The sequence below is a fragment of the Flavobacterium sp. xlx-214 genome, assembly GCF_013874595.1.
GTDB lineage: Bacteria > Bacteroidota > Bacteroidia > Flavobacteriales > Flavobacteriaceae > Flavobacterium.
The window spans coordinates 95,407-117,410 of the sequence record NZ_CP059431.1 but is presented as its reverse complement, the minus strand read 5'-3'; the positions used below and the strand labels follow the sequence as shown (position 1 = coordinate 117,410).

Genomic DNA, 22,004 nt, shown 5'->3' with positions numbered 1-22,004 from the left:
ATTAAGGTGTTAAAATGCTAATATCTCCTTTAGCCGAAGCTTGTAGTAACAAAGCTTGCCAAACATTATTCTGCGCTATTTCATACTCAACCTCTGCTCTATTTAAACTGTATAAAGCCTGTGTGTAATCAACCAAATTGGTTAATCCATTTTCATATAAAGAAGTGTGTTGTTGATAAGCAAGAGAAGCTGCACTTAATTGAATTTTTGATTCCTCAAAATTATCTACCGCATTTTTAAACTGAGCATTTGCTTGTGCGTGCAATGCTTTTATTTCTTTATCAAAAGTATCGTACTGATATTGTAACGATTGAACCAAATGTTCTTGCTCTTTAACTTTTGATTTTAAGCGATAGAAATTTGTAATATTCCAAGTAAGCGATAATCCTAAAAGATAATTGCTTCTATCAATACCAACACTTTTTAAATAATTGGTTGTATAAGCTGATTGATCTTGAGTATAATTCCAATCAAACCCTGATCCGCGACCTTGAATTACTCCAAAAACAGAAACATTAGGTTTACGATTTGCCTTGATGACCGAAATGCTTTGAACACCTTCATCAATGGCACTTTTTTGAAACTGTAACATGGGATGTGTAGCACTATCAAAAGTATGATTCTCTAAAGTTTGGGCAGGAATTGTAATGCTGTAACGATTATCTAATTTATATGTTTTAAAATCATCGTTAATTAAAACAGCTAATTGCTTAGACAACTCTAACTCTTTATCATGAGCTTTAATTTCTAGAGATTTAGCATTAGAAAGCTCTGCTTTTGCCAATTCAGCATCCACCTCAGGAATCAAACCACTTTTAGCTCTTGCTTCAGTCATTTCAAAAAACACGTGTGCACGTTCTGTGTTTTTTTCTTGTACAAATTTAATTCGTTGTACAGCTAACAAACTAAGATAAGCAGCGCTAACCTTTACCTGTTGTTGAAAAATTTCTTGCGATAAATCGGCTTTAAGTTTATTTTCTGTTTTTTCGCCTAAAGTAACTTGGTTTTTGATTCTACCAAACGTAAAAACATTCCAATTTACATTAGCAAAATATAAAGAACCAAAGGAGGCATCCCAGTTTTGTTGAGAAGTAGGCATTGATGTTGCTGCAGAAGCTAATCCGCCAAAGGCATACATGGGTCCGTGTTGTGCATTGATGGTTCCAAAACTTTGTTGCCCACCAACGGTTACATCAGGAAGATATTGTGATTTTTGATAATGAGTGTTTTGAGCAGCACCCAAAACCAATTCATTTTTAGCTTTTATTTTATCGTATTGATTAACAGTACGATCTAAGGCATCTTGCAAGGTTAATATTTGCGAATAACCAACTGTATTTAAAGCAAATACCAAACTAATAGATGCAATGAATTTTACATTCATTGTACATAAAATTTAGAAATTAGACATAAAAATTCGAGCATTACTTAGATTAAACTAAATAATACTACCATGATTTAAAGTCTAAAAATCATATTCTATAAACGCAATGTAAAATATAAAGAGGATTGCCCTGTACTGGGACTTTGGAAGAAGAATAAAAGGTATTTGTAAGGAAAGCTGGCTCTAAAGCAACATAATCAAAAACACTACCCAACATTTTGTTAGGAATAGCATCTCCCCAAAACTTAACTGATAAATCAAAATCAGAATGCTTTTTTACGCTATCGTCAACTTTAATAAGCTTAGCTTCGTGCTTACAACAATCTTTTTTAGATTCTTTTAATCCTTTTTCTTTAAGTGAACAAATTGGACAAGGTTTGTCTCTATTTGAAGATTCTGCACTAGAAAAACTATAAGAAGTGCTTCCCATAGACTTGCACATATGACTATATCGAGTAAAACCAGAAGCAATACCCAAATAGAAAAGTGAAAGAAAAATAAGAAGTAGTTTTTTCATACGATTTAAGATTCAAAAGTAAATTATAATTTACTTAAGTAATAAAGCGAAGTGCGAAGGTATATTATTATTCTCAACTTTTTCTTAACAAATTATTAAAAATGATTTTTGATTTTAATATTGTATCAGTTAAAACTATAAAAACGAAAAACGAGCTTTAATTTAAAGCACGTTTTTTAATATTTTTACACCAATTCTTCAACAAAATCAAATCGAACCAAACCGTCGTCATCAATTTTTGTAAGTGTTATTTCGTGTAATGTATTTACAAATTCAGGGTTCCAAGGTGTTTTAACTTTTACGTAATTTTCTGTAAAACCGTGAATGTATCCTTCTTTATTTTCGCTTTCAAACAAAACGGTATGTGTTGAGTTTAATTGAGATTCGTAAAATGATCGACGTTTTTTAACTGATAACCCACGTAACATTTTACTTCTTTTTGCACGTACATTAGCAGGTACAACGCCTTCAAAAGCAACAGCTTCTGTATTATCTCTTTCTGAATATGTGAATACGTGTAAATACGAAATATCTAAATCATTCAAGAAATTATAGGTTTCTAAAAATAATTCATCAGTTTCACCTGGAAAACCAACAATTACATCAACACCAATGCAAGCGCTAGGCATTACTTCGCGAATTTTTGCAACACGTTCTGCATACAATTCACGTAAGTAACGACGCTTCATTTTCTTTAAAATAGTGTTTGATCCCGATTGTAATGGGATATGAAAATGAGGAACAAATGTTCTTGACTTTGATACAAAATCAATGGTTTCGTTTTTTAACAAGTTAGGCTCAATTGAAGAAATACGTAAACGTTCAATACCCGGAACGGTATCTAATGCTTGTACCAATTCAAAAAAAGTATGTTCGTGTTTTTTATTACCAAACTCACCTTTACCGTAATCGCCCACATTTACACCTGTAAGTACAATTTCCTTAATACCTTTGGCAGAAATTTCGGCTGCATTTTTCATTACATTTTCCATGGTATCCGATCTAGAAATACCTCTGGCTAACGGAATGGTACAATACGTACATTTGTAATCACAACCGTCTTGTACTTTTAAAAAGGCACGAGTTCTATCGCCTATAGAATAACTACCTACATAAAAATCGGCTTCTTCAATTTCACACGAGTGAATTTCGCCCATATCATTTTTAGAAAGGTCGTTAATGTAATCGGTAATTTTAAACTTTTCAGTAGCACCCAATACCAAATCAACACCATCAACAGCGGCTAATTCTTCGGGTTTAAGTTGCGCATAGCAACCTACAGCAGCAATAAAAGCTTTCTCGTTATTTTTAAGAGCTTTTTTTACAATTTGTTTAAACTGTTTATCTGCATTTTCAGTTACCGAACAAGTGTTAACAACGTAAATATCAGCAACATCTTCAAAGTCAACACGGTCAAAACCTTCATCGGTAAAACTACGAGCAATAGTAGATGTTTCTGAAAAATTCAGTTTACATCCTAAAGTATAAAAAGCTACTTTTTTTCTGTTTTCCATAATCATCACTAACTTGTAGTGTAAAATTTCATTTATCTTTACTCACTATTGAGTAATTGCTTTTTGCAATGGGCAAATTTACAAACAAAATTTGGTTTGATGAAATATACCTGTTTATACATACTGTTATTTAGCAGTGTTTTAGCACTTTTTGGCTGTACTAAAAAAGAATCGAAATTTACTGATAATGATGTATTTAGATACAACGAAAGTGCCAATATACAAACACTAGATCCTGCTTTTGCTAGAAATATGGCTATTATTTGGCCTTGTAATCAGTTGTTTAATGGTTTGGTTCAGTTAGATGATTCGTTACACGTGCAACCCGATATTGCTAAAAAGTGGACCGTTTCTACTGATGGATTGCTGTACGATTTTATTTTGCGTAACGATGTTTATTTTCACAAGCATAAAAATTTTGGCAAAGACAGTACACGTGTTGTTACGGCTTATGATTTTGAATACAGCTTTAACCGAGTTTTAAGCGAAAAATTAGCTTCGCCAGGAACTTGGGTTTTTCAGAATGTACAGTCTTATAAAGCGGTTAACGATTCTGTTTTTCAAATACAATTAAAAAATCCCTTTCCGGCTTTTTTAAGCTTACTGTCAATGAAATACGCATCGGTGGTACCCAAAGAGATATGCGAAGATGTTTCGATTGATTTTCGATCAAATCCAATTGGTACAGGTCCGTTTCAATTTAAAATTTGGGAAGAAAATGTAAAGTTGGTACTGCGAAAAAATCCTTTGTATTATGAGAAAGATGAAAAGGGTGTTCAATTGCCTTATTTAGAAAGTATTGCCATTACCTTTTTACCCGATAAACAAAGCGGATTTATGCAGTTTATTCAGGGTAAAATTGATATGATTTCGGGCTTAGACCCATCGTATAAAGATGAATTGTTACAACCAAACGGTAAGTTGCAAGAAAAGTATCAAAATAAAATAAAAATGCTATCGGGTCCGTATTTAAATACCGAATATTTAGGATTTAATATGAACGATCCTTTAATGAGAGATGTTCGTATTCGTCAGGCATTAAATTATGGGTTTGATCGAACCAAATTAGTGGCGTATCTGCGCAATGGTATGGGGAATGGTAAAGTAAATGGTATGATTCCTAATGGTTTAGAAGGTTTTGTGGCTGCCAAAGATGAATTGTACAACCCAACTAAAGCAAAAGAGTTAATTCAACAAGCACAAAGGGTACGTAAATTACCTATAAAAATTACATTAAGTACCAATAATACCTATTTAGATATTGCCGAATATTTACAACGCGAGTGGGAAAAATTGGGTATAAAAGTACATATTGATGTAATGCCGCCTAGTACATTACGTCAATCAATTGCAACAAATAAATTAGCTTTTTTTAGAGGAAGTTGGATTGCCGATTACCCCGATGCCGAAAATTATTTATCGTTATTCTACAGTAAAAACTTTACTCCAAACGGACCTAATTACACGCATTTTAAAGTCAAAACCTTTGATTTGTTGTATGAAGAAGCTTTAAAAACAGTTGATACCGATAAACGTATACAACTTTACCAACAAATGGATGCAATTATTGCGCAACAAACACCTGTTATTGTTTTGTTTTACGATAAGGTTGCGCGTTTTACACAAAAAAATGTTCAAGGTTTAGAGCCTAACGCAATGAATGTATTGAGCTTAAAAAAGGTGAAGAAAAGTTAAGTTGTGAGGTAAAACATTTGATTTCTTTCTATACTAAACAAAACTTTTAAACGTTAAAGTAGAAAAAATACTTATGCGTTTATATTTATTACTGTTCTGTTTAATCACTTTTAAAGGATTTTCACAACAAAAACAAAGTTTCTATTTTAATTATAACGAAAGTGAATTTACTGCAACCGAAAAACAAAAAATAGATGATTGGATAAAACTTCATCCAAATTTAACTGTTTTAAAGGTAGAAGGTTTTTCTGATTGGGTAGGAAATAATCAGTACAATGAAGAACTTTCGAATAAAAGAATTCAAGCGGTATTAAACTATTTAACAAGTAAAGTTAAAATTGATAACGCAATTACTAAAAAATCTTTTGGGAAGCAATTTAAGCAAAACGAAATTCAAGATTTGAATAGAAGGGTAGATATTTATTTTTCTAATGAAGTTGTTGAGAATAAAGAATCTAAAAAGCTCGATGAAGATGTACATGCTGCTAAAATTGGTGAGAAAATAAAATTAAAAAACCTAAACTTTAATGGTGGATCTGACGTTTTTAAGTCTCATTCATATCCTGTTTTAAAAGAATTGTTACAAACAATGAAATCAACTCCTACTTTGAAAATAGAAATTCAAGGTCATATTTGTTGTTATAATGATTCCGATAGTAACGATGTTTCAGAAAAAAGAGCTTTAGCGGTTTATAATTTTCTTATTAAAAATGGAATCGATAAAAAAAGGTTAAAGTATAAAAGCTTTGGCGGTTCGCAACCTATTTATGCAATTCCTGAACAAAACGATGAAGAACGAGAAGTTAATCGTAGAGTTGAAATTTTAATCTTAGAAAAATAGTAGATTTTAGCATCAAAATAGTAGTTTTTGTTATAGTTTACAGTTAACGACTTATCTTTGCACGTTAAGTTTAAAAAACACAAATGAAATTTAAAAAAATAGGAATTTATATTGTCGTTGCATTAGCAGTTCTTTTAGTTTTTATACTGTTGGCTCCGCAATTATTTAAAAAGCAAATTGAAGTTGCTGTAAAAGATGTTGCGCAAGAGTTTATTACAACGCCTGTAAATTTCAACAATCTTGATATTTCTTTTTTTAAAGATTTTCCGCATTTAACGGTTTCGCTAGAGAAGTTAACCATTGATGCCCCTAAAGAATTTGGTGCTTTTAAAACCGTTGAAACACAATCGGTTGATTTAGGTATTGATGTGTTTAGTTTAATGGGTAAGCAAATAAAATTTACACAGTTATACGTAAATAATGGTAACTTTAATGTAGTAACCGATAGTTTAGGGAATTTTTCTTTTGGCATTTTTAAAAGTTCTGATGAACCTTCAGAGAGCAGTTCGTTTAATTTGGCGTTGAACAAAATCCATATAAAAAACACCACTGTTTTGTATCAAGACGATGTGTCTAAAATCAAAATTCGTACAGAAAACACTAATATTTCGGGCGATGTACAAGTAACCGACAAGTTTATCGATTTTGCTACAAATGCCAACATTCAATCGCTCTTTTTTGGTTTGGATAAAAGCGTTTATGTAGACAACAAACCGTTGAAAGGTACCATTAATACACGTGTAAATTTGGATCCTATTTCGGTTGAATTTAAAAAGAATGAGTTACTATTGGCAGATTTGCCTTTAAATGTATTAGGTAAAGTGAGTGTGCTTGAAAAAAGCATCGACTTTGATTTAAACGTACAATCAAAAAATGCTTCATTAGCTAATTTATTTTCTTTGGTTCCTTCGGAATATCAAAAGTGGTATGAAGGAATGACGTTTACAGGAACATCAAACATCCAACTTCTTTTAAAAGGAAAAATGGAAGATCAGGTTTCTAAACCTAATTTAAATATTGATGTATCTATTGCTAACGGACAAATAGCTGCAACGCAATTTAAGAACAATGCGGTTAAAAACTTAAACACTAAAGTAGCTGTTCATTTGCCGCAATTAAATCCAGATTCGTTAGCTATTTCTGTTCCTAATTTCGACTTTAAATTAAACGATGGCTTTGCAAATGGTACTGCTTTGTATAAAGCGCCCATGTATGTTAAAGCAAATGTTGATGCGCAGTTAAATGTTACACAATTATGGCAAACATTGGCTATTTCGGGCATGCAGTTAAAAGGAGATGTTGTTTTAAATGGTGTTGTTGATGGCTTTTACCTAACTAAAGAAGTTACCACTAAAAAAGGAAATAAAGTAACCGAAATAGTTGAAATTCCTACTTTTAATGTAGATGCTAATTGGAAAGACGGTTATTTTCAATGGAATGAAATGCCAATGCCTATTGATTATTTATCGTTTAATTTAACAGCCAAAAACACCAGTGGTAATTACAAACAAACGGCTGTAAATGTTCAAAATTTAGATACAAAAGCAGGAAATAATTATGTAAAAGGCGCTTTTAAAGTAGATAATTTAATAGATTACAACTTAGATGCTAACGTACAAGCTTTTGTGAATTTGGCCGATGTTAAAAAGATTTTTCCTATTAAAGAAGTCGATTTTGGTGGTGAATTAACTGTTAATACGCAAGCAAAAGGTAAATTAGACATCAACAAACAACGCATACCTGTAACCAAAAGTATTGTAAAACTTAAAAACGGCTTTTTAAAATACAACAGTTTACCAGAATTACCTTTAGAAAAAATTAATTTAGAAACACATATACAATCGGCACGCGGTTCGTTTAACGATTTAAAAGTAAACGTATTACCCGTTTCGTTTGTGTTGGCAAATGAGCCTTTTCATTTAGATGCTTCCATGTTTAATTTCAATAATTTAACGTTTGATATTGGCACCAAAGGCACATTAAACTTAAACAATATTTACAAAGTATTTGCTGTTGACGGATGGGATGTTGATGGTAAACTAGTTGCAGATCTTAAATTAAAAGGAAAAGGCGGAGGCGATGATCCTTCATCCGTTCGTAATCGTGGTTTTGTTTTAATGAAGGATATTCATATAAAATCAGACTATTTTCCACATTCGTTTATCTTTAAAGAAGGAACGTTTCGTTTTTACAAAAACAAAATGAAGTTGGAAAACATCAAGATGAATTACGCTAAACAAACCTTTGTGTTGAATGGCGATTTAGAAAATTACATCAATTATTTCCTTACACCTAAAGCTACATTAAAAGGGAACTTAAATGTAACCTCACAGTTTGTTGATGTAAATTCGTTCATGGCTGGCAACACCGTTTCGTCTTCGGCAACCAATCCAACTGCAAAAAGCAATGCGTCGGGTGTGGTTTTAGTGCCCGATCTTATCAATTTTGAATTATCGGCGAATCTTCAAAAGGTCAAATTCAACGATTTACTTTTAAATGATTTAAGTGGTGTTTTAAAAGTGTACGATAAAAAGTTAGCATTACACCAAGCGAAGTTTGGATTAATCGATGCGCCTTTCTTATTCAATGGTACGTATCAACCTGTATCAACCAAAAAGGCATTGTTTACGTTTGATGTTTCGGCAGATCATTTTGATATTCAACGTGCATACAAAGAGATAACCTTATTTAGAGAAATGGCTTCAGCCGCAGAAAATGCATCTGGTCAAGTATCTTTAAAATATCAATTAGAAGGATCGCTGAATCAAGAAATGTATCCTAACATGAAAAGTATTAAAGGTGCAGGCGATTTGATTTTAGAGAATATTCAATTTAAAGGATTTAAATTATTTAATGCGGTGGCAAAAGAAAGTAAAGTGGATGCTTTAAACGATGCCAATGTAAAAAATGTTACTGTAAAAACTGCTATTGCTAATAATGTAATGACTATTGAGCGTACCAAGTTTAAAATTTTAGGATTTAGACCAAGAGTAGAGGGGCAGGTTACCTTAGACGGTAGAATGAATATTGGTATGCGTTTAGGCTTACCACCTTTCGGTATTATTGGCATTCCTATAACTATTAAAGGTACCAGCGATGATATGAATATTAAATTAGGTAAGTATAAAGAAGAAGCTTTAAGCGAAGATGATGATGATTACGATGCTTACAAAAAAACATTAGATACTGTTGTTGAAGAGAATCGCTAGAATTTTAAGAAAAGAAACATTAGAAGTATAATTTTGGTATTATAAAAAAAGTGGATGTTAGCATCCACTTTTTTTATAAAATAAGCCTTTTTAGTTACCGACTTTAGTCTTCATTTTTTGCTTTTTAGCGTAATATAATTTGGAGCATCTATCAGCGTAGTTAAAGTAGACGTCTTCGCTAAAGTCTTCTAAGTTTATGGTTTTAAAATACATTTTTGTTTTAATGGTGGGGATTTTTACGAGTTCGCCACCTTCGTTATTTGCTAAATCATCGTAAAAATTCCAATTGCCAATGTAATCTCCTGTTAGTAGGTTTACGCTGCTTTCGCCACTACCGTCGTTAGCGGCATTGCCAAACTCGTATCTACTCATGCCAATGAGTTGTATTTGTTTTGTTTTTTTATTGTACCTGAATTGGTTTTTATATCCGGCACGCATCCAATCATTAAAGAATTCGAAGCCGTTTTTGGTTTCAACTACACCCGATGGAAAATTTAATATTTCGATAGGTTTGCTGGCTATTTCTTTGAATTTTTTAGTAGATAGTTTGCAAACAATGGTTGCGTTTTCTGGGTTTACATACACACTGTCTTGTACACCATCAGCATCAATATCTTTTATAAGATAGTAAATAGTATCTGTATTTTTAGTTGTCAAAAATAGTTTAGAGGTTACGTTACTTGTATTGGTTACAATTAGTTTTATTATTTGTTGTTCTGCATTTTTATTTTTAGGAAGCAATAAACTTATTAAAATAGGTAATATGATAAAAAATGGTTTCAATGGCTTGTAGTTTCAATTATCTGTAAATTATACTCGTTTTTTTGCATTTCCAGTTTCGGTTGTTGATGCCATAATGAAAAGTTTTTATTGATTGGTTTACTAAAATTACTAAAAAAATCAATTACTTAACATTTTGACTGTAAAATAAATAGCTAACTTTTTGGTTGGCTATTTTATGTTTTTATTGTTATGTTTTTGTTGTGAATATTGTATTGTTTTTGTTTTTACATTTAGTACGAGCGTAGCGCTTACACTGACGTTGAAATTTATAGTTTTATGAGAACCATCTACTTACTTCTCCAACGATTTTCCAATTATCATTTTCTTTTTTTAAAATATAAATTGCTCCAAAACCTCCAATTAAATCAACATTTAATATTGCTATTTTTGATTTTTTAAAAATTATAGGTTTACTGATTAAATAAAAAGGCTTCTTGTTTTTTAAATATTCAAGATTCTTCTCGTTTAGATTTTTAAAAGCTAAAATAATTGAATCATTATTATAAAATTTAAAATTTATGAGTTTATTTCTATCTATTAGAATTCCAGTTTTTGATTCTTCACCTTTCCTTAAAATTTTTTTTTCATTTCTGCTTAATTTAATTTGTTTTTCTACTTGACGTCTTAAAAATTTACTCGGAATAGAATAATTACTGAGTGTATCAACAATAGGTATGTCAGGATTTAATTCATTAATAGTTACATTAATGATTTTGTATATATCATCATTATTTTGACCAAATGTAAAATTTGAATTTACAAAGAAAAATAAAATTAGTAAAAACTTATATATCATAGAAATTACCTTGTACTTTTAATAAGATTATATATAAAGTCCCGCGGCTTCGCAATTATAGCGAAGCCAGAGAACTCATTGTTTTCTGTTAAAGATAAATATTTTTCATAAACTCATAAAGACAAAAAACAACAATTGAACGAAACCATTGTTATAGGTAGAATTTTTTCAATACTAATTTTAATTTATTTAGATTATTCAACACGTTTTCTGTTTTAGCTCTATCAGGAATTCCTAAATAAGTCCAAGGATCTTCTAAACTTTCAAGTTCAGTTTTTAGATCATTAATAATTACTTTCTGTTGAGAGCTTAATTCGGTCAACTTTAGAGTGTCTATATAAATTAATCTAGCATTATTCCAGACATAATTCGTTTGGTTTTTCAATTGACCTTCAATTTTGATTTTGATTTGATTTACAGACATATTATTCTATTTTAAATTAATAAAACAAAGGTCAGTTTTTCAATTTTCTTGAAAAAGGACATCAAAAATTAGATGAGTTTTTATCTTCAAAATGATGTTGAAAGATTACTTATAACATCATTTTTAAAGAAACTTTTGTACGAGCGTGACGCTCGCACTAGCGTTGAGGTATTTAAAAGTAATTTGTTTGTAAGTTGGTTTTACGGATAATACTCTATTTTAGTATGTTTTGTTTTTATGAGTTTATCGTTTTCAAATTCTTTGTTTTCAATTTCATTGTTGAAATGGTCGTATATATATTGGTTGGTGTATTTATCGCCATCAACTAATTGTATTAATTCTGTTAGTTGCCCGTTATTATTATAATTATACTTTTTTATATATTCTGGAGCCGTTGTGTTTGGCAGTACTTTTTTTTCTTGGGTTGTTTTGCCGTTTTTGTATTTGTATTCTTTGGTAAATTCAAGTTTGCCTGCTTTGTATAATTTTTGCTCTGTTAATTCTGCTTTTTCATTATACAAGTTTTCATTTTTTAAAGCCTCGTTGTTATTTTCGTCAAAATATATTTCATTTAGTAAATTATCTTTTGCATCATATATATACGTTACTTTTTTGTGCAAATTGGGAGCTGTATTTGGACTTTTTAAAGTACTTGCATTAGCTGTTTCTTGCTTAAAAGTGGTTACTTGAATAACTTTTTTATTTGCGTTGTATTGTGTTATTTCTTTAAAATAGATTGTGCTTTGTTGTGAACTGTGTTGTGTGTTGGTTACTGTGTGGTTTACATCATTATACTCAAATGTTTCATAGAAATTGGCTTTTTTACCTGAATTAGTGAAGGTTTTTTTGATGATTCTACCTTTAGCATCTAACTCAAAAAGGGTAGTGGTTTCTTTACCGTTATTTAATTCGGTTTCAGAAAGAATGTTGCAGTTTTTATCAAGCTGTTTGCTTATTTTATAGGTGCTGTTTGGGGTTTTTATTACAATTGGTTCTTTACATGTGCTGTTGTACTGATAATAAATTGTATCGATGATTTTTTCTTTTCCGTAATTACCAAAACGCCCCGTTCTTTTGAATTCTATTTTAGACGTTTTTCTGTTTTGGGTGTCATAGGTATTTACAATGCTATCAAAACGTGTATGTTCAGTGAAATTGCAATATTTTAACAACATTCCTTTTTCACTGTAAATTTCTTTATTTAGAAAAAGGGTGTCTGTTTTAGTGTTGTATTCTACTGTATAGGTATGAACGCTTTTGACTTTTCCTAATAACTTGCTTTTTTCTATGTCGGTTTTTGTTTGTCCTAAAACGGATAAACTAACAAGTGATATTAGGAATAGTATGATTGTGTTTTTTGTCATTAGTGATTTTGATGTTTGTTTGGATAGGTTTATTGGTATTGTTGCTTTGCTTACAGCGGAGTTTTATGTTGTTTGGTATAAATGAGGCGTTAGAATTACTGTTGAGCGTTGATTATGTATATCTTAGTTTTTTCCATTCTTCCCATATTTCTAAATAAGAACCTCTATCAAATTCATCTTCTGGAATGCGTTTAGGTTTAGAAATTGCGTAAAATTCTTCGATTTTATCAACAAATTCATACACCATAATTTTATAATCTTCTATGTTAATTATTGCTTCGGTTCCGTTTTCAGAAGTATGTTTTATTTGGTGGTTGTTTATGTGTTCAATTGTCCAATCAATTCCATTTGGGCAACCACTTATCATTGGGCTACCGTTTTCATCAAAATAAGTAAAGAAACCGCAACAAGGTAAGAATTGACTATCGTAATCTCCCTTTTTATAGTTTTTAGATAAACTTCTTAAAAGATAAAGCGCTGTTGCAAAAATGGTAAAATCTAAAGAGTTTTCATCACATATAATTTCATCGCCAATTTTAACAATTACATTTCCGTGCGCACATAAATCGTCTTCGTCATCGAAATTTTTAATCCAATGAAGATTTGTAACTTTTATATAAAATTGGTTTGTAATCATTTAAGAGAAATTTTATATATCAATCAAATGTATTAAAACAATTTAGATATTTATACCCTATACATAATTAAGTAAAACTATACTAACAATCCTTCCACTAAAAAGTACCAACCTGCTATGGTTATAAACGAAATAGGAATGCCATAACCCACCATCATATTGCTTAACTCGGGTTTCATGCCGTAGTTTGATGCTAAAATAGCGCCTGTTATCATGGGTGCCATTGCGGCTTCAATAATACATACTTTGGTTGCTAAATCGGTTTTGCCTAATACAAAATAGAAAAAGCATAAGATAATAGCGGGTAGTAAAATTAACTGAAAGAACAAGCCTAAAAACAAATACCTAAAGTGTTTGCCGTATGTTTTGAATTTTAATTGATAGCCTACGGATATTAACGCAATAGGAGATATGGTTGCCGATAATTGTTTAAAGGTAGTACTTAACGCTTCGGGGAAATCAATTTTTAAAAGCACCATACCTAAGCCTACTAAGAAAGCTAGTAGGGGTGGAAAGGTGAGCATTTTTTTTATGATAGACTGATCATTGTTTTTTTGGTTGGAATACATGGTGGCTACTAAAACACCAACGGTTGATAGTACTACAAATGTACCTGGTAAATCTACAATAATCAGGGTGTTTAAACCTTCATCGCCATAAAGAGCTTGTATTATGGGAATGCCTACAAAAGAGGTGTTGCCTAAACCTGCGGTTAAAATTAAACAACCAATTAACTTTTTAGACCAACCGTATATTTTACCTAATGTTGAAAATATAAGGAAAGATAAACCAAAGGCTATCCACGCTACGGATGCAGGTAAGAGTAAATCCCAACTTAAACTGATTTTGGGTAAGTAATGCAATGCCATTGCAGGTAATGCTACAAATAGTATGTATTGATTTAATACAAGAGCTGTGTTTTTAGGGAAACTTTTGATTTTTTGAATGCCTATACCAATGAATAGACATAGAAAAAGTAAAATAATGCTTGACATGTTGCTGTTTTTATTCAATAAAAAACCGAAAGGTGTACTTTCGGTTTTAGGGTATTATTTGTTTGTGATAGGATTTCCGTATAAATCAAATTCGGTTGCATCGTAAATTTCAATATCGGCAAATTCACCTACTTTTAAGTAGTGTTTGGTAGCATCAATTAAAACTTCGTTATCTACATCAGGCGAATCAAATTCTGTTCTTCCTACAAAATGATTGCCTTCTTTTCTGTCGATAATACAACGGTATGTTTTACCAATTCGTTCTTGATTCATTTCCCAAGAAATTTGTGCCTGAATATCCATAATTTCATTAGCACGTTCTTGTTTTACATCAGCAGGAACATCGTCTTCTAAAGAATAAGCGTGAGTGTTTTCTTCGTGTGAATAGGTGAAACAACCCAAACGTTCAAAACGCATTTCTTGCACCCAATTTTTAAGAATTTCAAAATCTTCTTGCGTTTCACCAGGATATCCTACAATCAATGTTGTGCGAATGGCCATATTAGGTACTGCCGCTCTAAAATCTTTAATTAATTGCGTGGTTTTTGCATATGTTGTACCACGGCGCATTGATTTTAATACGTTGTCTGCAATATGTTGTAATGGAATATCAATGTAATTACAAATTTTTGGTTCGCGTTTCATTAATTCCAACACATCCATTGGGAAACCAGTAGGGAAGGCGTAATGTAAACGAATCCACTCGATTCCTTCTACTTCGGCTAATTTTTCTAACAACTCAGCTAAGTTGCGTTTTTTGTATAAATCTAAACCGTAATAGGTTAAATCTTGGGCAATTAAAATTAATTCTTTAACGCCATCACGTGCTAAACCTTGTGCTTCTTTAACCAGTTTTTCAATTGGTTGCGATACGTGTTTACCACGCATTAAAGGTATAGCGCAGAATGAACACGGACGGTCACAACCTTCGGCAATTTTTAAATACGCATAGTTTTTAGGTGTTGTAGTTAAACGCTCTCCTAATAATTCGTGTTTATAATCGGCACCTAAAGCTTTTAATAATAAAGGTAAATCGGTAGTTCCAAAATATTGATCAACATCTGGAATTTCAGATTCTAAATCGGGCTTATAACGTTCAGATAAACATCCGGTTACAAAAATTTTATCTACTAAACCTTGATCTTTTTTATCAACATATTCTAGAATGGTATTTACCGATTCTTCTTTGGCATTATTAATAAAACCACAGGTGTTAATTACTACAATATTAGCTTCATCATTAGCCGCTTCGTGGGTAACATCTTTACCGCTGGCTTTAAGTTGCCCCATTAACACTTCACTATCGTAAACGTTTTTAGAACATCCTAAAGTTACAACGTTGATTTTATTTTTCTTTAAAGATTTAGTTCTCATAGATTTAAAATTGAGGATGCAAAATTACAATTTTATATTGGATTCTGTTGTTAATTACAATCTAAATAAGCCACCTACTACAAAAACACTTTCTAGAAAGGTGAAATCGTGCTTAGCATATTCATTAGGTTTGTTGCTAACAGGTGTTTTTAAAATGTTGATATAACCTACTTTGGTTTCATATTGTACAAAGAAATGTTTAAACACCGTAACGTTTACACCGCCTTTTGCCGATACACCAAAACCAGCTACTTTAAATTCATCATTACGCTCTCTGCCTAATACCTTAGCATTTGTACGTGGAAATAAAACACCCGAACCTACACCGGCAATGGCATTGAATTGTACTTTATCGGTATTGTAAATGCCTACAAATTTTGAAATATCCTCGGTACGTGCTAATTCTAAATTTACATAATTTAAACCATCGGTATGTTCAAATTGTAAAAACTCGTCGGTTATTTTGGTATTTCCGTTTTCTAAAACTTCACCGTAGTTTCCTTTATTAGGATAGGTGCCATCAACAAAAGCTTCTTGACCATTCACCATAACATATTTCATGTGATCAAACCCAAAAGATATGCTGTATTTATCAGTAAAATAATATCCTAAACGAAAGTTGGTTTGCGGAATGGTCATCCGGGTTGGGTTGATATAATCGATATGCCAGCCTTTTGGTTTATCTACTGCTTTGGTGTTATGCACGGTAAAATTATAATCGTCTCCTTTAAAATGAATGTCTGATGACGAATAAAACCCACGATTTGCCCCCCAGTATAAAAAGAATTTTCCTTTGTTGCTTGATGTATAAGGATTTGCAACAACTTCTTGCGCATTAGATTTTATAGATAATGCTGCTAAACAAGTTACTAAGAATATAGTTTTAAATGATTTCATTACAAGTTGAAATTTTTTTGCAAAGATACAACAAAAAAGTCCTTACCATTTTTTAGTAAGGACTTTGTTTTTTAAGGAAACCTATTTTTAGAAACTTGCAGAATAGGTTAAACTAATATTGTGATTATTTGATTGTATTTGAGCTATATTGCTAGTGCCAGAACTTATCATTTTTTGAGAAGAATCTTGGTTCCAGAAAACATAACCTAAATCTAAACGCGATGCTCCAAAGCTGTAGCCAATACCTGCACTGTAGCTTGATAAATCGCCTAAAATATCTTTGTTTTTGTAAGGTGTGTTAGCAAAACGATAACCTGCGCGTAAGCTTACTTGGTTTAATCTGTATTCACCACCAACTCTAAATTCATTAGTAGCTTGTAAATTGTTTTTGTAATAATCATTTACAGCATCATAATTTGCGCCACTAGCACTGTATTCAATTGTACTGTAATCTTTTCTAGTATAATCAAAACTTAATAAACCTTTTTGACCAAAAACGTAAGCTAAACTACCTGTAAAAGAACCTGGATTTTTAATGGTGTATTTATCATATAAGGTAACCAAACCAGGATCGGTATTATAAAAATTAAGCTTGCCTTGTTGGTAAATGTTGGTTTGCAAACTTTGAGTAAACTCGTCTTGTAATTTTGTCCAAGTAGGCGATTGGTATGATGCTCCAATTCTTAGTTCTTCTGTTGCTTTGAAGATACCACCTACGTTAAACGAAAATCCAGAACCGTAGGTATAGGTTTGATTTTGGAACAATAATTTTTGATAACCATCGGTTACAGCAGCTTTATTTTCTTCATAAATTGCCGATGAGGTTAAATAATCAACAAAATGAATGTTAAGATTGGCTCCTAAATATATTTTTTTGTTGATATCAAATGCAACATTTCCAGTAAGTTGGTTGTTAAAACCAGTGGTGTAGGTTTCGGTTTCTTGATAAAAAGAATTTCCTGCACCATTTAATATATAGCCATCTTTTGCTGCGTTTTCGTTAATTAAATAGCCTTGATAAGCCAACATAGCTTGTTGAGCCGAAAAACCATTTTGTTTACCGTTTAAATAATCATACAAGTCGCCAACCGATTCACCTTGTTGTGTTTGAACATAATCTAACGGAATGCTGCCTCCATTAGCACCATAATTAGCATGGTTTAAAAAGTAATTTGTAACCGATTGATTAGAAACACCGCTAGAAAAAGTACGATCATTAAAACGTGCATTAGAATGATAACCAATACCAAAAGTTACCTTTTTTAATGCCTGATCTTGGTTTTTAGAATCAACCACAAAAACAGCACCAAAGCTTGGTAAGTTTAAATCGTTTTCTTTGGCATCACTTTGTGTTCCGTTAAAAACAGACTTGTTTTTTTGTAATTGCAAGTTTCCTGTAAAACTAAAATGATTGTAGTTAAATAGGGCAGAACCCGCAGGGTTTACTTGTGAAGCAGAAATATCGCCACCTAAAGCACCAAAGGCACCGTTCATGGCATTAAAACGGGCGCTTCCGTTTATTTGTTGTGTGCTTAATTTTACTGCATCGTTTGGGTTAAACTCTTGTGCTTTTACTTGACTAAAACCTAGTAGCAACAAGGGAATGTATATTTTTTTCATGATTTATATGCTAAAGTATTAATAACTAATGTACAAATTAACGTCGGCCACCTCCGCTAGAACGCATACCACCGCCAGTGCTACCACCGCTACTGCGAGATCCACCAAAACCACCACCTGTATTCATACGTGTGCTAGATGAAGGTGTGTAAGTAGGACGTGAAGTTCTTTCTATGGTGCGTGTGTTACTACGATTGGTTCTTGAATCATTAATTGTGTTGTTTCTAGAACTATTATTAAAATTGTCTATACGTGTACGACTTGTATTAATGGTTTGGCTTCTATCAATTTGCATACGTGTTAAACTAGAATTAGTTCTTGCAAAAGTTTTATCGCTTCGAACCATATTTCGCGTGTTTCCTAATGATGTATTTCGGAAAGATCTTGTAGCATTTGTATTTGCAGCCATGCTTCTGTTTGTTAAAGCACGTTGCGAATAATTACGTGATAAATTTCTGCCACCATAATAGTAAGGATATCCCCAAACGTAACCATAGTATGGGTACCCCCAACCATATCCGTAATAAGGGCTTCCCCAATAACCGCCCCAGCCGTAGCTAAAGCCCCAGTATCCGCCCCAACCGTAATAAGGATAACTCCAAAAATTGTTGTATCCGTAATCATATACTATTTGGGTGTCACTTGTAGTATCGCCCCAAGCAGCATTTCCTTCATTATAAGAAGAATAATTGTCAACATCGGTGAAATATTCGTTTGTTTCTTGCTCTTTTTCTTTAAAATATTCGGTGTAGTAAGCGCTTTTTTCGTGCGTATCTTCTACAACAATTTTACTGTTGTTGTAAATTCCATCAACATCATACGGCTTTTGGTTTAAACTAGAACAAGCGGTAAAACTAATTCCAGCCAACGCTACAAAGGAAAATCGAAAAAGATTATTTTTTTTAAGTAAAGTAGGTAGCATAATTAAAAGTTTTTATTGTTGAACATGACAAATTTAAGTAGATTTGTGCAAAATAATATGTTAATATTGTTGAATCAAATTATATACCAATATACTAAAAATGAGTAAGAATTTAACTACAAGATCGGAAGATTATTCAAAATGGTATAACGAGTTAACCGTTAAGGCTGATTTAGCCGAGAATTCGGGAGTACGCGGTTGTATGGTTATTAAACCGTACGGATATGCCATTTGGGAAAAATTACAAGGAGAATTAGACCGTCGTTTCAAAGAAACAGGACATAGCAATGCTTATTTTCCCTTATTTGTTCCGAAAAGTTTGTTCGAAGCTGAAGAGAAAAACGCAGAAGGTTTTGCTAAAGAGTGTGCTATTGTTACTCATTACCGTTTAAAGAATGATCCTGCTAATCCGGGAAAATTAATGGTAGATCCTGATGCTAAGTTAGAAGAAGAATTAATTGTACGTCCTACTTCAGAAGCTATTATTTGGAGTACATATAAAGGTTGGATACAATCGTACCGCGATTTACCTATTTTAATAAACCAATGGGCAAATGTTGTGCGTTGGGAAATGCGTACGCGTTTGTTTTTACGTACCGCAGAGTTTTTATGGCAAGAAGGGCATACAGCTCACGCAACTAAAGATGAAGCTATAATGGAAGCAAAACAAATGCAAGATGTTTATGTAGATGTGGTTGAAAACGTAATGGGAATACCTGTTATTAAAGGATATAAAACCGAAACGGAACGTTTTGCAGGTGCAGATGATACTTATACTATAGAAGCTTTAATGCAAGATGGTAAAGCGTTACAAGCAGGTACTTCTCACTTTTTAGGTCAAAACTTTGCAAAGGCGTTTGATGTGAAATTTACTAATAAAGAAGGTAAGCAAGAGTATGTTTGGGCAACTTCTTGGGGCGTTTCAACTCGTTTAATGGGTGCGTTAATTATGACACATTCTGATGATAACGGTTTGGTATTACCTCCAAAATTAGCTCCAATACAAGTTGTTATTGTACCTATATATAAGAATGATGAGCAACTGGCTCAAATTTCTGATAAAGCAGATGAAATTATTGCCGATTTAACAAAGAAAGGTATTTCTGTTAAGTTTGATGATAGAACAACACAAAAGCCAGGTTTTAAATTTGCCGAGTGGGAATTGAAAGGAGTGCCAGTTAGAATTGCAATTGGACCTAAAGATTTAGAAAACGGTACTTTTGAAATTGCACGTCGTGATTTATTATCAAAAGAGATTGTAAATGCAGTTGACGCTGTTTCTTATATTGATCAATTATTGAATGAAATTCAAGAAAACTTGTTTACAAAAGCAGTTAATTATCGATCAGAGCATACAACTGAGGTAAATTCTTTTGAAGAATTTAAGGAAGTTTTAGAGACAAAAGGTGGATTTTTATTAGCACATTGGGACGGAACTCCACAAACTGAAGAAAAAATTAAAGAGTTAACCAAAGCAACTATTCGTTGTATTCCTATGGATCAAAAAGAGGAAAACGGCGTTTGTGTTTTCTCTGGAAAACCATCAAAAGGCAGAGTTTTATTTGCTAAAGCTTATTAATAAATAATAAAGAAACCCTAGCATTTGCTAGGGTTTTTCCTTTATAAAAAAGATTGTATTGCTAATTTGTAAGAAGACAAACCAAAACCGCCAATGGTTCCTTTTGCAACTGCACTTATATATGAGTGTTGTCTAAAATCTTCTCTTTTAAAAACATTACTAATATGCACTTCCACAACTGGCGTAGAAATTGTACTTATAGCATCGGCAATGGCTATTGATGTGTGTGTGTAAGCACCAGCGTTTAAAATAATACCATCATAGTCAAAACCAATTTGATGTAAATAGTCAATAAGCGCACCTTCATGATTGCTTTGAAAGTATTGAAGGTGTACAGAAGGAAAAGCAGACTCTAATTCAGAAAAATAATCCTCAAAAGAGGTATTACCGTAAATAGAAGGTTCTCTTTTGCCTAATAAGTTGAGATTAGGACCATTAATAATTGCAATTTTCATGTAAGCAGTAAGGTTAATTGTTTTTTTGTACGCTAAAGATATTAAAAGAAATTTTTATTACCATTTCATAAAGGGTTAATTTATTTGAAATACTTTTAGTAAATGATAATTTATTAGCTAAAGTAATAAAAACAATGAAAAAAATGCAATATTCATTACAAAAAGACCTTAAGATTAAATTATTGTTAAATTATTTGGTTGCTAGAAAATTATTAAGTTACATTTGCAGAGTAAAAAATTAAATATTTAGATAATGAAAAAGGTTTTATTAACATTAGCTTTAGTAGCAACAGGTTTTGCTTCACAAGCACAAGAAGGTGGTTTTGGTTTTGGTAAAGGCGATATTTTATTAGAAGGAAGTCTTCAAGCTAACTCTCAAGATGATAAAGGTGCAACAGTAAAAACTTCTGAGTTTAACTTTACACCAAAAGCAGGTTACTTTGTAACAGACAAATTTGCAGTAGGTTTAGGATTAAATATTGGATCTGGTAAAGAAGAAAATTATTCTAATGTTACAGAAAATACTTTTACTAAAAAAGGTAATTCAGTAGGTTTTGAAGTTTTCGGACGTTACTATATTGCTGATTTAAACAGATTTCAACCTTATGCAGAATTAGGTGTTGGTTACAATACTTCTAAGTTTGAAACTACATCTTATGACGCTGCTCAAGGAAAATCAATTACTATTGAAGATCCTAAATTCAACAGCTTTGGTGTTAATGCTTCTTTAGGTTTTAACTATTTTGTTACACCTAAAATTGCAATCAACTTTGCTTTAAGTGATGTTATTGGTTTCAATTCAGGAAAATCTGATGCTCCTAATTCAAAAGCAACTACAAATTTCCACGCAAACATCAATAATTTCAACAACTTTTTTGATACTGCAACATTTGGTTTAACTTTTAAATTATAATATTTAAAAGAAATTTAATAAAATTTTAAGAGCCTTTCATTTTTGAAAGGCTTTTTTTATATCTTTAAGGCTTAAAATATTATTA

Annotated in this window: 19 protein-coding genes; 5 read left to right on the top strand and 14 right to left on the bottom strand. The window is 31.9% G+C overall.

Going from position 1 to position 22,004, the window contains the following annotated elements; translation table 11 throughout:
- Nucleotide 1: 1 nt before the first annotated feature.
- The 3 genes from H1R17_RS00550 to mtaB form a co-directional block, all read right to left on the bottom strand.
- Nucleotides 2-1,384, bottom strand: coding sequence for a TolC family protein (locus tag H1R17_RS00550; RefSeq protein WP_163430469.1), 1,383 nt, complete (start codon nucleotides 1,382-1,384; stop codon nucleotides 2-4).
- Nucleotides 1,385-1,472: 88 nt separating this feature from the next.
- Nucleotides 1,473-1,901, bottom strand: a complete 429-nt coding sequence (locus H1R17_RS00545; protein WP_163430470.1) for a hypothetical protein — start codon at nucleotides 1,899-1,901, stop codon at nucleotides 1,473-1,475.
- Between the two features lie 185 nt (nucleotides 1,902-2,086).
- A complete protein-coding gene (gene mtaB, locus H1R17_RS00540) occupies nucleotides 2,087-3,415 on the bottom strand; it encodes a tRNA (N(6)-L-threonylcarbamoyladenosine(37)-C(2))-methylthiotransferase MtaB (RefSeq protein ID WP_163430471.1) in 1,329 nt (442 codons plus the stop codon).
- A 99-nt stretch (nucleotides 3,416-3,514) separates the two neighbouring features.
- Between mtaB and H1R17_RS00535 the strand changes: the two genes are divergently transcribed.
- The 3 genes from H1R17_RS00535 (at nucleotide 3,515) to H1R17_RS00525 (ending at nucleotide 9,160) form a co-directional block, all read left to right on the top strand.
- Complete coding sequence (locus H1R17_RS00535) at nucleotides 3,515-5,110, top strand: ABC transporter substrate-binding protein (RefSeq protein WP_163430472.1); 1,596 nt, start codon at nucleotides 3,515-3,517, stop codon at nucleotides 5,108-5,110.
- 73 nt (nucleotides 5,111-5,183) lie between these two features.
- Nucleotides 5,184-5,951, top strand: a complete 768-nt coding sequence (locus H1R17_RS00530) for an OmpA family protein (protein ID WP_163430473.1) — start codon at nucleotides 5,184-5,186, stop codon at nucleotides 5,949-5,951.
- Between the two features lie 83 nt (nucleotides 5,952-6,034).
- Complete coding sequence (locus H1R17_RS00525; RefSeq protein ID WP_163430474.1) at nucleotides 6,035-9,160, top strand: AsmA-like C-terminal region-containing protein; 3,126 nt, start codon at nucleotides 6,035-6,037, stop codon at nucleotides 9,158-9,160.
- Nucleotides 9,161-9,250: 90 nt separating this feature from the next.
- On the opposite strand, the gene H1R17_RS00520 is transcribed toward H1R17_RS00525, so the two are convergent.
- From H1R17_RS00520 to H1R17_RS00475, 10 genes are all read right to left on the bottom strand, one after another.
- Nucleotides 9,251-9,943: a hypothetical protein gene (locus H1R17_RS00520; RefSeq protein ID WP_163430475.1), complete on the bottom strand. Its 693-nt coding sequence runs from the start codon at nucleotides 9,941-9,943 to the stop codon at nucleotides 9,251-9,253.
- A 274-nt stretch (nucleotides 9,944-10,217) separates the two neighbouring features.
- On the bottom strand, nucleotides 10,218-10,739 hold the full coding sequence (locus tag H1R17_RS00515) for a hypothetical protein (protein WP_163430476.1): 522 nt from the start codon (nucleotides 10,737-10,739) through the stop codon (nucleotides 10,218-10,220).
- Between the two features lie 151 nt (nucleotides 10,740-10,890).
- On the bottom strand, nucleotides 10,891-11,163 hold the full coding sequence (locus tag H1R17_RS00510; RefSeq protein WP_163430477.1) for a hypothetical protein: 273 nt from the start codon (nucleotides 11,161-11,163) through the stop codon (nucleotides 10,891-10,893).
- A gap of 200 nt (nucleotides 11,164-11,363) precedes the next feature.
- Nucleotides 11,364-12,527: a hypothetical protein gene (locus H1R17_RS00505; RefSeq protein ID WP_163430478.1), complete on the bottom strand. Its 1,164-nt coding sequence runs from the start codon at nucleotides 12,525-12,527 to the stop codon at nucleotides 11,364-11,366.
- A 112-nt stretch (nucleotides 12,528-12,639) separates the two neighbouring features.
- Nucleotides 12,640-13,164: a hypothetical protein gene (locus H1R17_RS00500; protein WP_163430479.1), complete on the bottom strand. Its 525-nt coding sequence runs from the start codon at nucleotides 13,162-13,164 to the stop codon at nucleotides 12,640-12,642.
- 77 nt (nucleotides 13,165-13,241) lie between these two features.
- The gene (locus H1R17_RS00495; RefSeq protein ID WP_163430480.1) at nucleotides 13,242-14,159 is read right to left on the bottom strand and encodes an AEC family transporter; all 918 of its coding nucleotides are present in this window, start codon (nucleotides 14,157-14,159) and stop codon (nucleotides 13,242-13,244) included.
- 54 nt (nucleotides 14,160-14,213) lie between these two features.
- Nucleotides 14,214-15,533: a 30S ribosomal protein S12 methylthiotransferase RimO gene (gene rimO / locus H1R17_RS00490; protein WP_163430481.1), complete on the bottom strand. Its 1,320-nt coding sequence runs from the start codon at nucleotides 15,531-15,533 to the stop codon at nucleotides 14,214-14,216.
- 54 nt (nucleotides 15,534-15,587) lie between these two features.
- A complete protein-coding gene (locus tag H1R17_RS00485; RefSeq protein ID WP_163430482.1) occupies nucleotides 15,588-16,430 on the bottom strand; it encodes a hypothetical protein in 843 nt (280 codons plus the stop codon).
- 87 nt (nucleotides 16,431-16,517) lie between these two features.
- Nucleotides 16,518-18,050, bottom strand: coding sequence for an OmpP1/FadL family transporter (locus H1R17_RS00480; RefSeq protein WP_163430483.1), 1,533 nt, complete (start codon nucleotides 18,048-18,050; stop codon nucleotides 16,518-16,520).
- Between the two features lie 37 nt (nucleotides 18,051-18,087).
- Nucleotides 18,088-18,972, bottom strand: a complete 885-nt coding sequence (locus H1R17_RS00475) for a hypothetical protein (protein ID WP_163430484.1) — start codon at nucleotides 18,970-18,972, stop codon at nucleotides 18,088-18,090.
- A 100-nt stretch (nucleotides 18,973-19,072) separates the two neighbouring features.
- On the opposite strand from H1R17_RS00475, the gene proS reads away from it, so the two are divergent.
- Complete coding sequence (gene proS, locus H1R17_RS00470; protein WP_163430485.1) at nucleotides 19,073-20,551, top strand: proline--tRNA ligase; 1,479 nt, start codon at nucleotides 19,073-19,075, stop codon at nucleotides 20,549-20,551.
- Between the two features lie 41 nt (nucleotides 20,552-20,592).
- On the opposite strand, the gene aroQ is transcribed toward proS, so the two are convergent.
- The gene (aroQ, locus tag H1R17_RS00465; RefSeq protein ID WP_163430486.1) at nucleotides 20,593-21,006 is read right to left on the bottom strand and encodes a type II 3-dehydroquinate dehydratase; all 414 of its coding nucleotides are present in this window, start codon (nucleotides 21,004-21,006) and stop codon (nucleotides 20,593-20,595) included.
- Nucleotides 21,007-21,259: 253 nt separating this feature from the next.
- On the opposite strand from aroQ, the gene H1R17_RS00460 reads away from it, so the two are divergent.
- Entirely contained in the window at nucleotides 21,260-21,919 is a 660-nt protein-coding gene (locus tag H1R17_RS00460) for an OmpW family outer membrane protein (RefSeq protein WP_163430487.1), read from the top strand.
- Nucleotides 21,920-22,004: the final 85 nt, after the last annotated feature.

Excerpts from the sequence above, each read along its gene's own strand:
- H1R17_RS00530 (WP_163430473.1), top strand. The coding sequence starts at position 5,184 with ATGCGTTTATATTTATTACTGTTCTGTTTAATCACTTTTAAAGGATTT.
- rimO (WP_163430481.1), bottom strand. The coding sequence starts at position 15,533 with ATGAGAACTAAATCTTTAAAGAAAAATAAAATCAACGTTGTAACTTTA.
- H1R17_RS00535 (WP_163430472.1), top strand. The coding sequence starts at position 3,515 with ATGAAATATACCTGTTTATACATACTGTTATTTAGCAGTGTTTTAGCA.
- proS (WP_163430485.1), top strand. The coding sequence starts at position 19,073 with ATGAGTAAGAATTTAACTACAAGATCGGAAGATTATTCAAAATGGTAT.
- H1R17_RS00475 (WP_163430484.1), bottom strand. The coding sequence starts at position 18,972 with ATGCTACCTACTTTACTTAAAAAAAATAATCTTTTTCGATTTTCCTTT.
- H1R17_RS00485 (WP_163430482.1), bottom strand. The coding sequence starts at position 16,430 with ATGAAATCATTTAAAACTATATTCTTAGTAACTTGTTTAGCAGCATTA.
- aroQ (WP_163430486.1), bottom strand. The coding sequence starts at position 21,006 with ATGAAAATTGCAATTATTAATGGTCCTAATCTCAACTTATTAGGCAAA.
- H1R17_RS00500 (WP_163430479.1), bottom strand. The coding sequence starts at position 13,164 with ATGATTACAAACCAATTTTATATAAAAGTTACAAATCTTCATTGGATT.
- H1R17_RS00480 (WP_163430483.1), bottom strand. The coding sequence starts at position 18,050 with ATGAAAAAAATATACATTCCCTTGTTGCTACTAGGTTTTAGTCAAGTA.
- H1R17_RS00505 (WP_163430478.1), bottom strand. The coding sequence starts at position 12,527 with ATGACAAAAAACACAATCATACTATTCCTAATATCACTTGTTAGTTTA.
- H1R17_RS00460 (WP_163430487.1), top strand. The coding sequence starts at position 21,260 with ATGAAAAAGGTTTTATTAACATTAGCTTTAGTAGCAACAGGTTTTGCT.
- H1R17_RS00495 (WP_163430480.1), bottom strand. The coding sequence starts at position 14,159 with ATGTCAAGCATTATTTTACTTTTTCTATGTCTATTCATTGGTATAGGC.
- mtaB (WP_163430471.1), bottom strand. The coding sequence starts at position 3,415 with ATGGAAAACAGAAAAAAAGTAGCTTTTTATACTTTAGGATGTAAACTG.
- H1R17_RS00550 (WP_163430469.1), bottom strand. The coding sequence starts at position 1,384 with ATGAATGTAAAATTCATTGCATCTATTAGTTTGGTATTTGCTTTAAAT.
- H1R17_RS00545 (WP_163430470.1), bottom strand. The coding sequence starts at position 1,901 with ATGAAAAAACTACTTCTTATTTTTCTTTCACTTTTCTATTTGGGTATT.
- H1R17_RS00510 (WP_163430477.1), bottom strand. The coding sequence starts at position 11,163 with ATGTCTGTAAATCAAATCAAAATCAAAATTGAAGGTCAATTGAAAAAC.
- H1R17_RS00515 (WP_163430476.1), bottom strand. The coding sequence starts at position 10,739 with ATGATATATAAGTTTTTACTAATTTTATTTTTCTTTGTAAATTCAAAT.
- H1R17_RS00525 (WP_163430474.1), top strand. The coding sequence starts at position 6,035 with ATGAAATTTAAAAAAATAGGAATTTATATTGTCGTTGCATTAGCAGTT.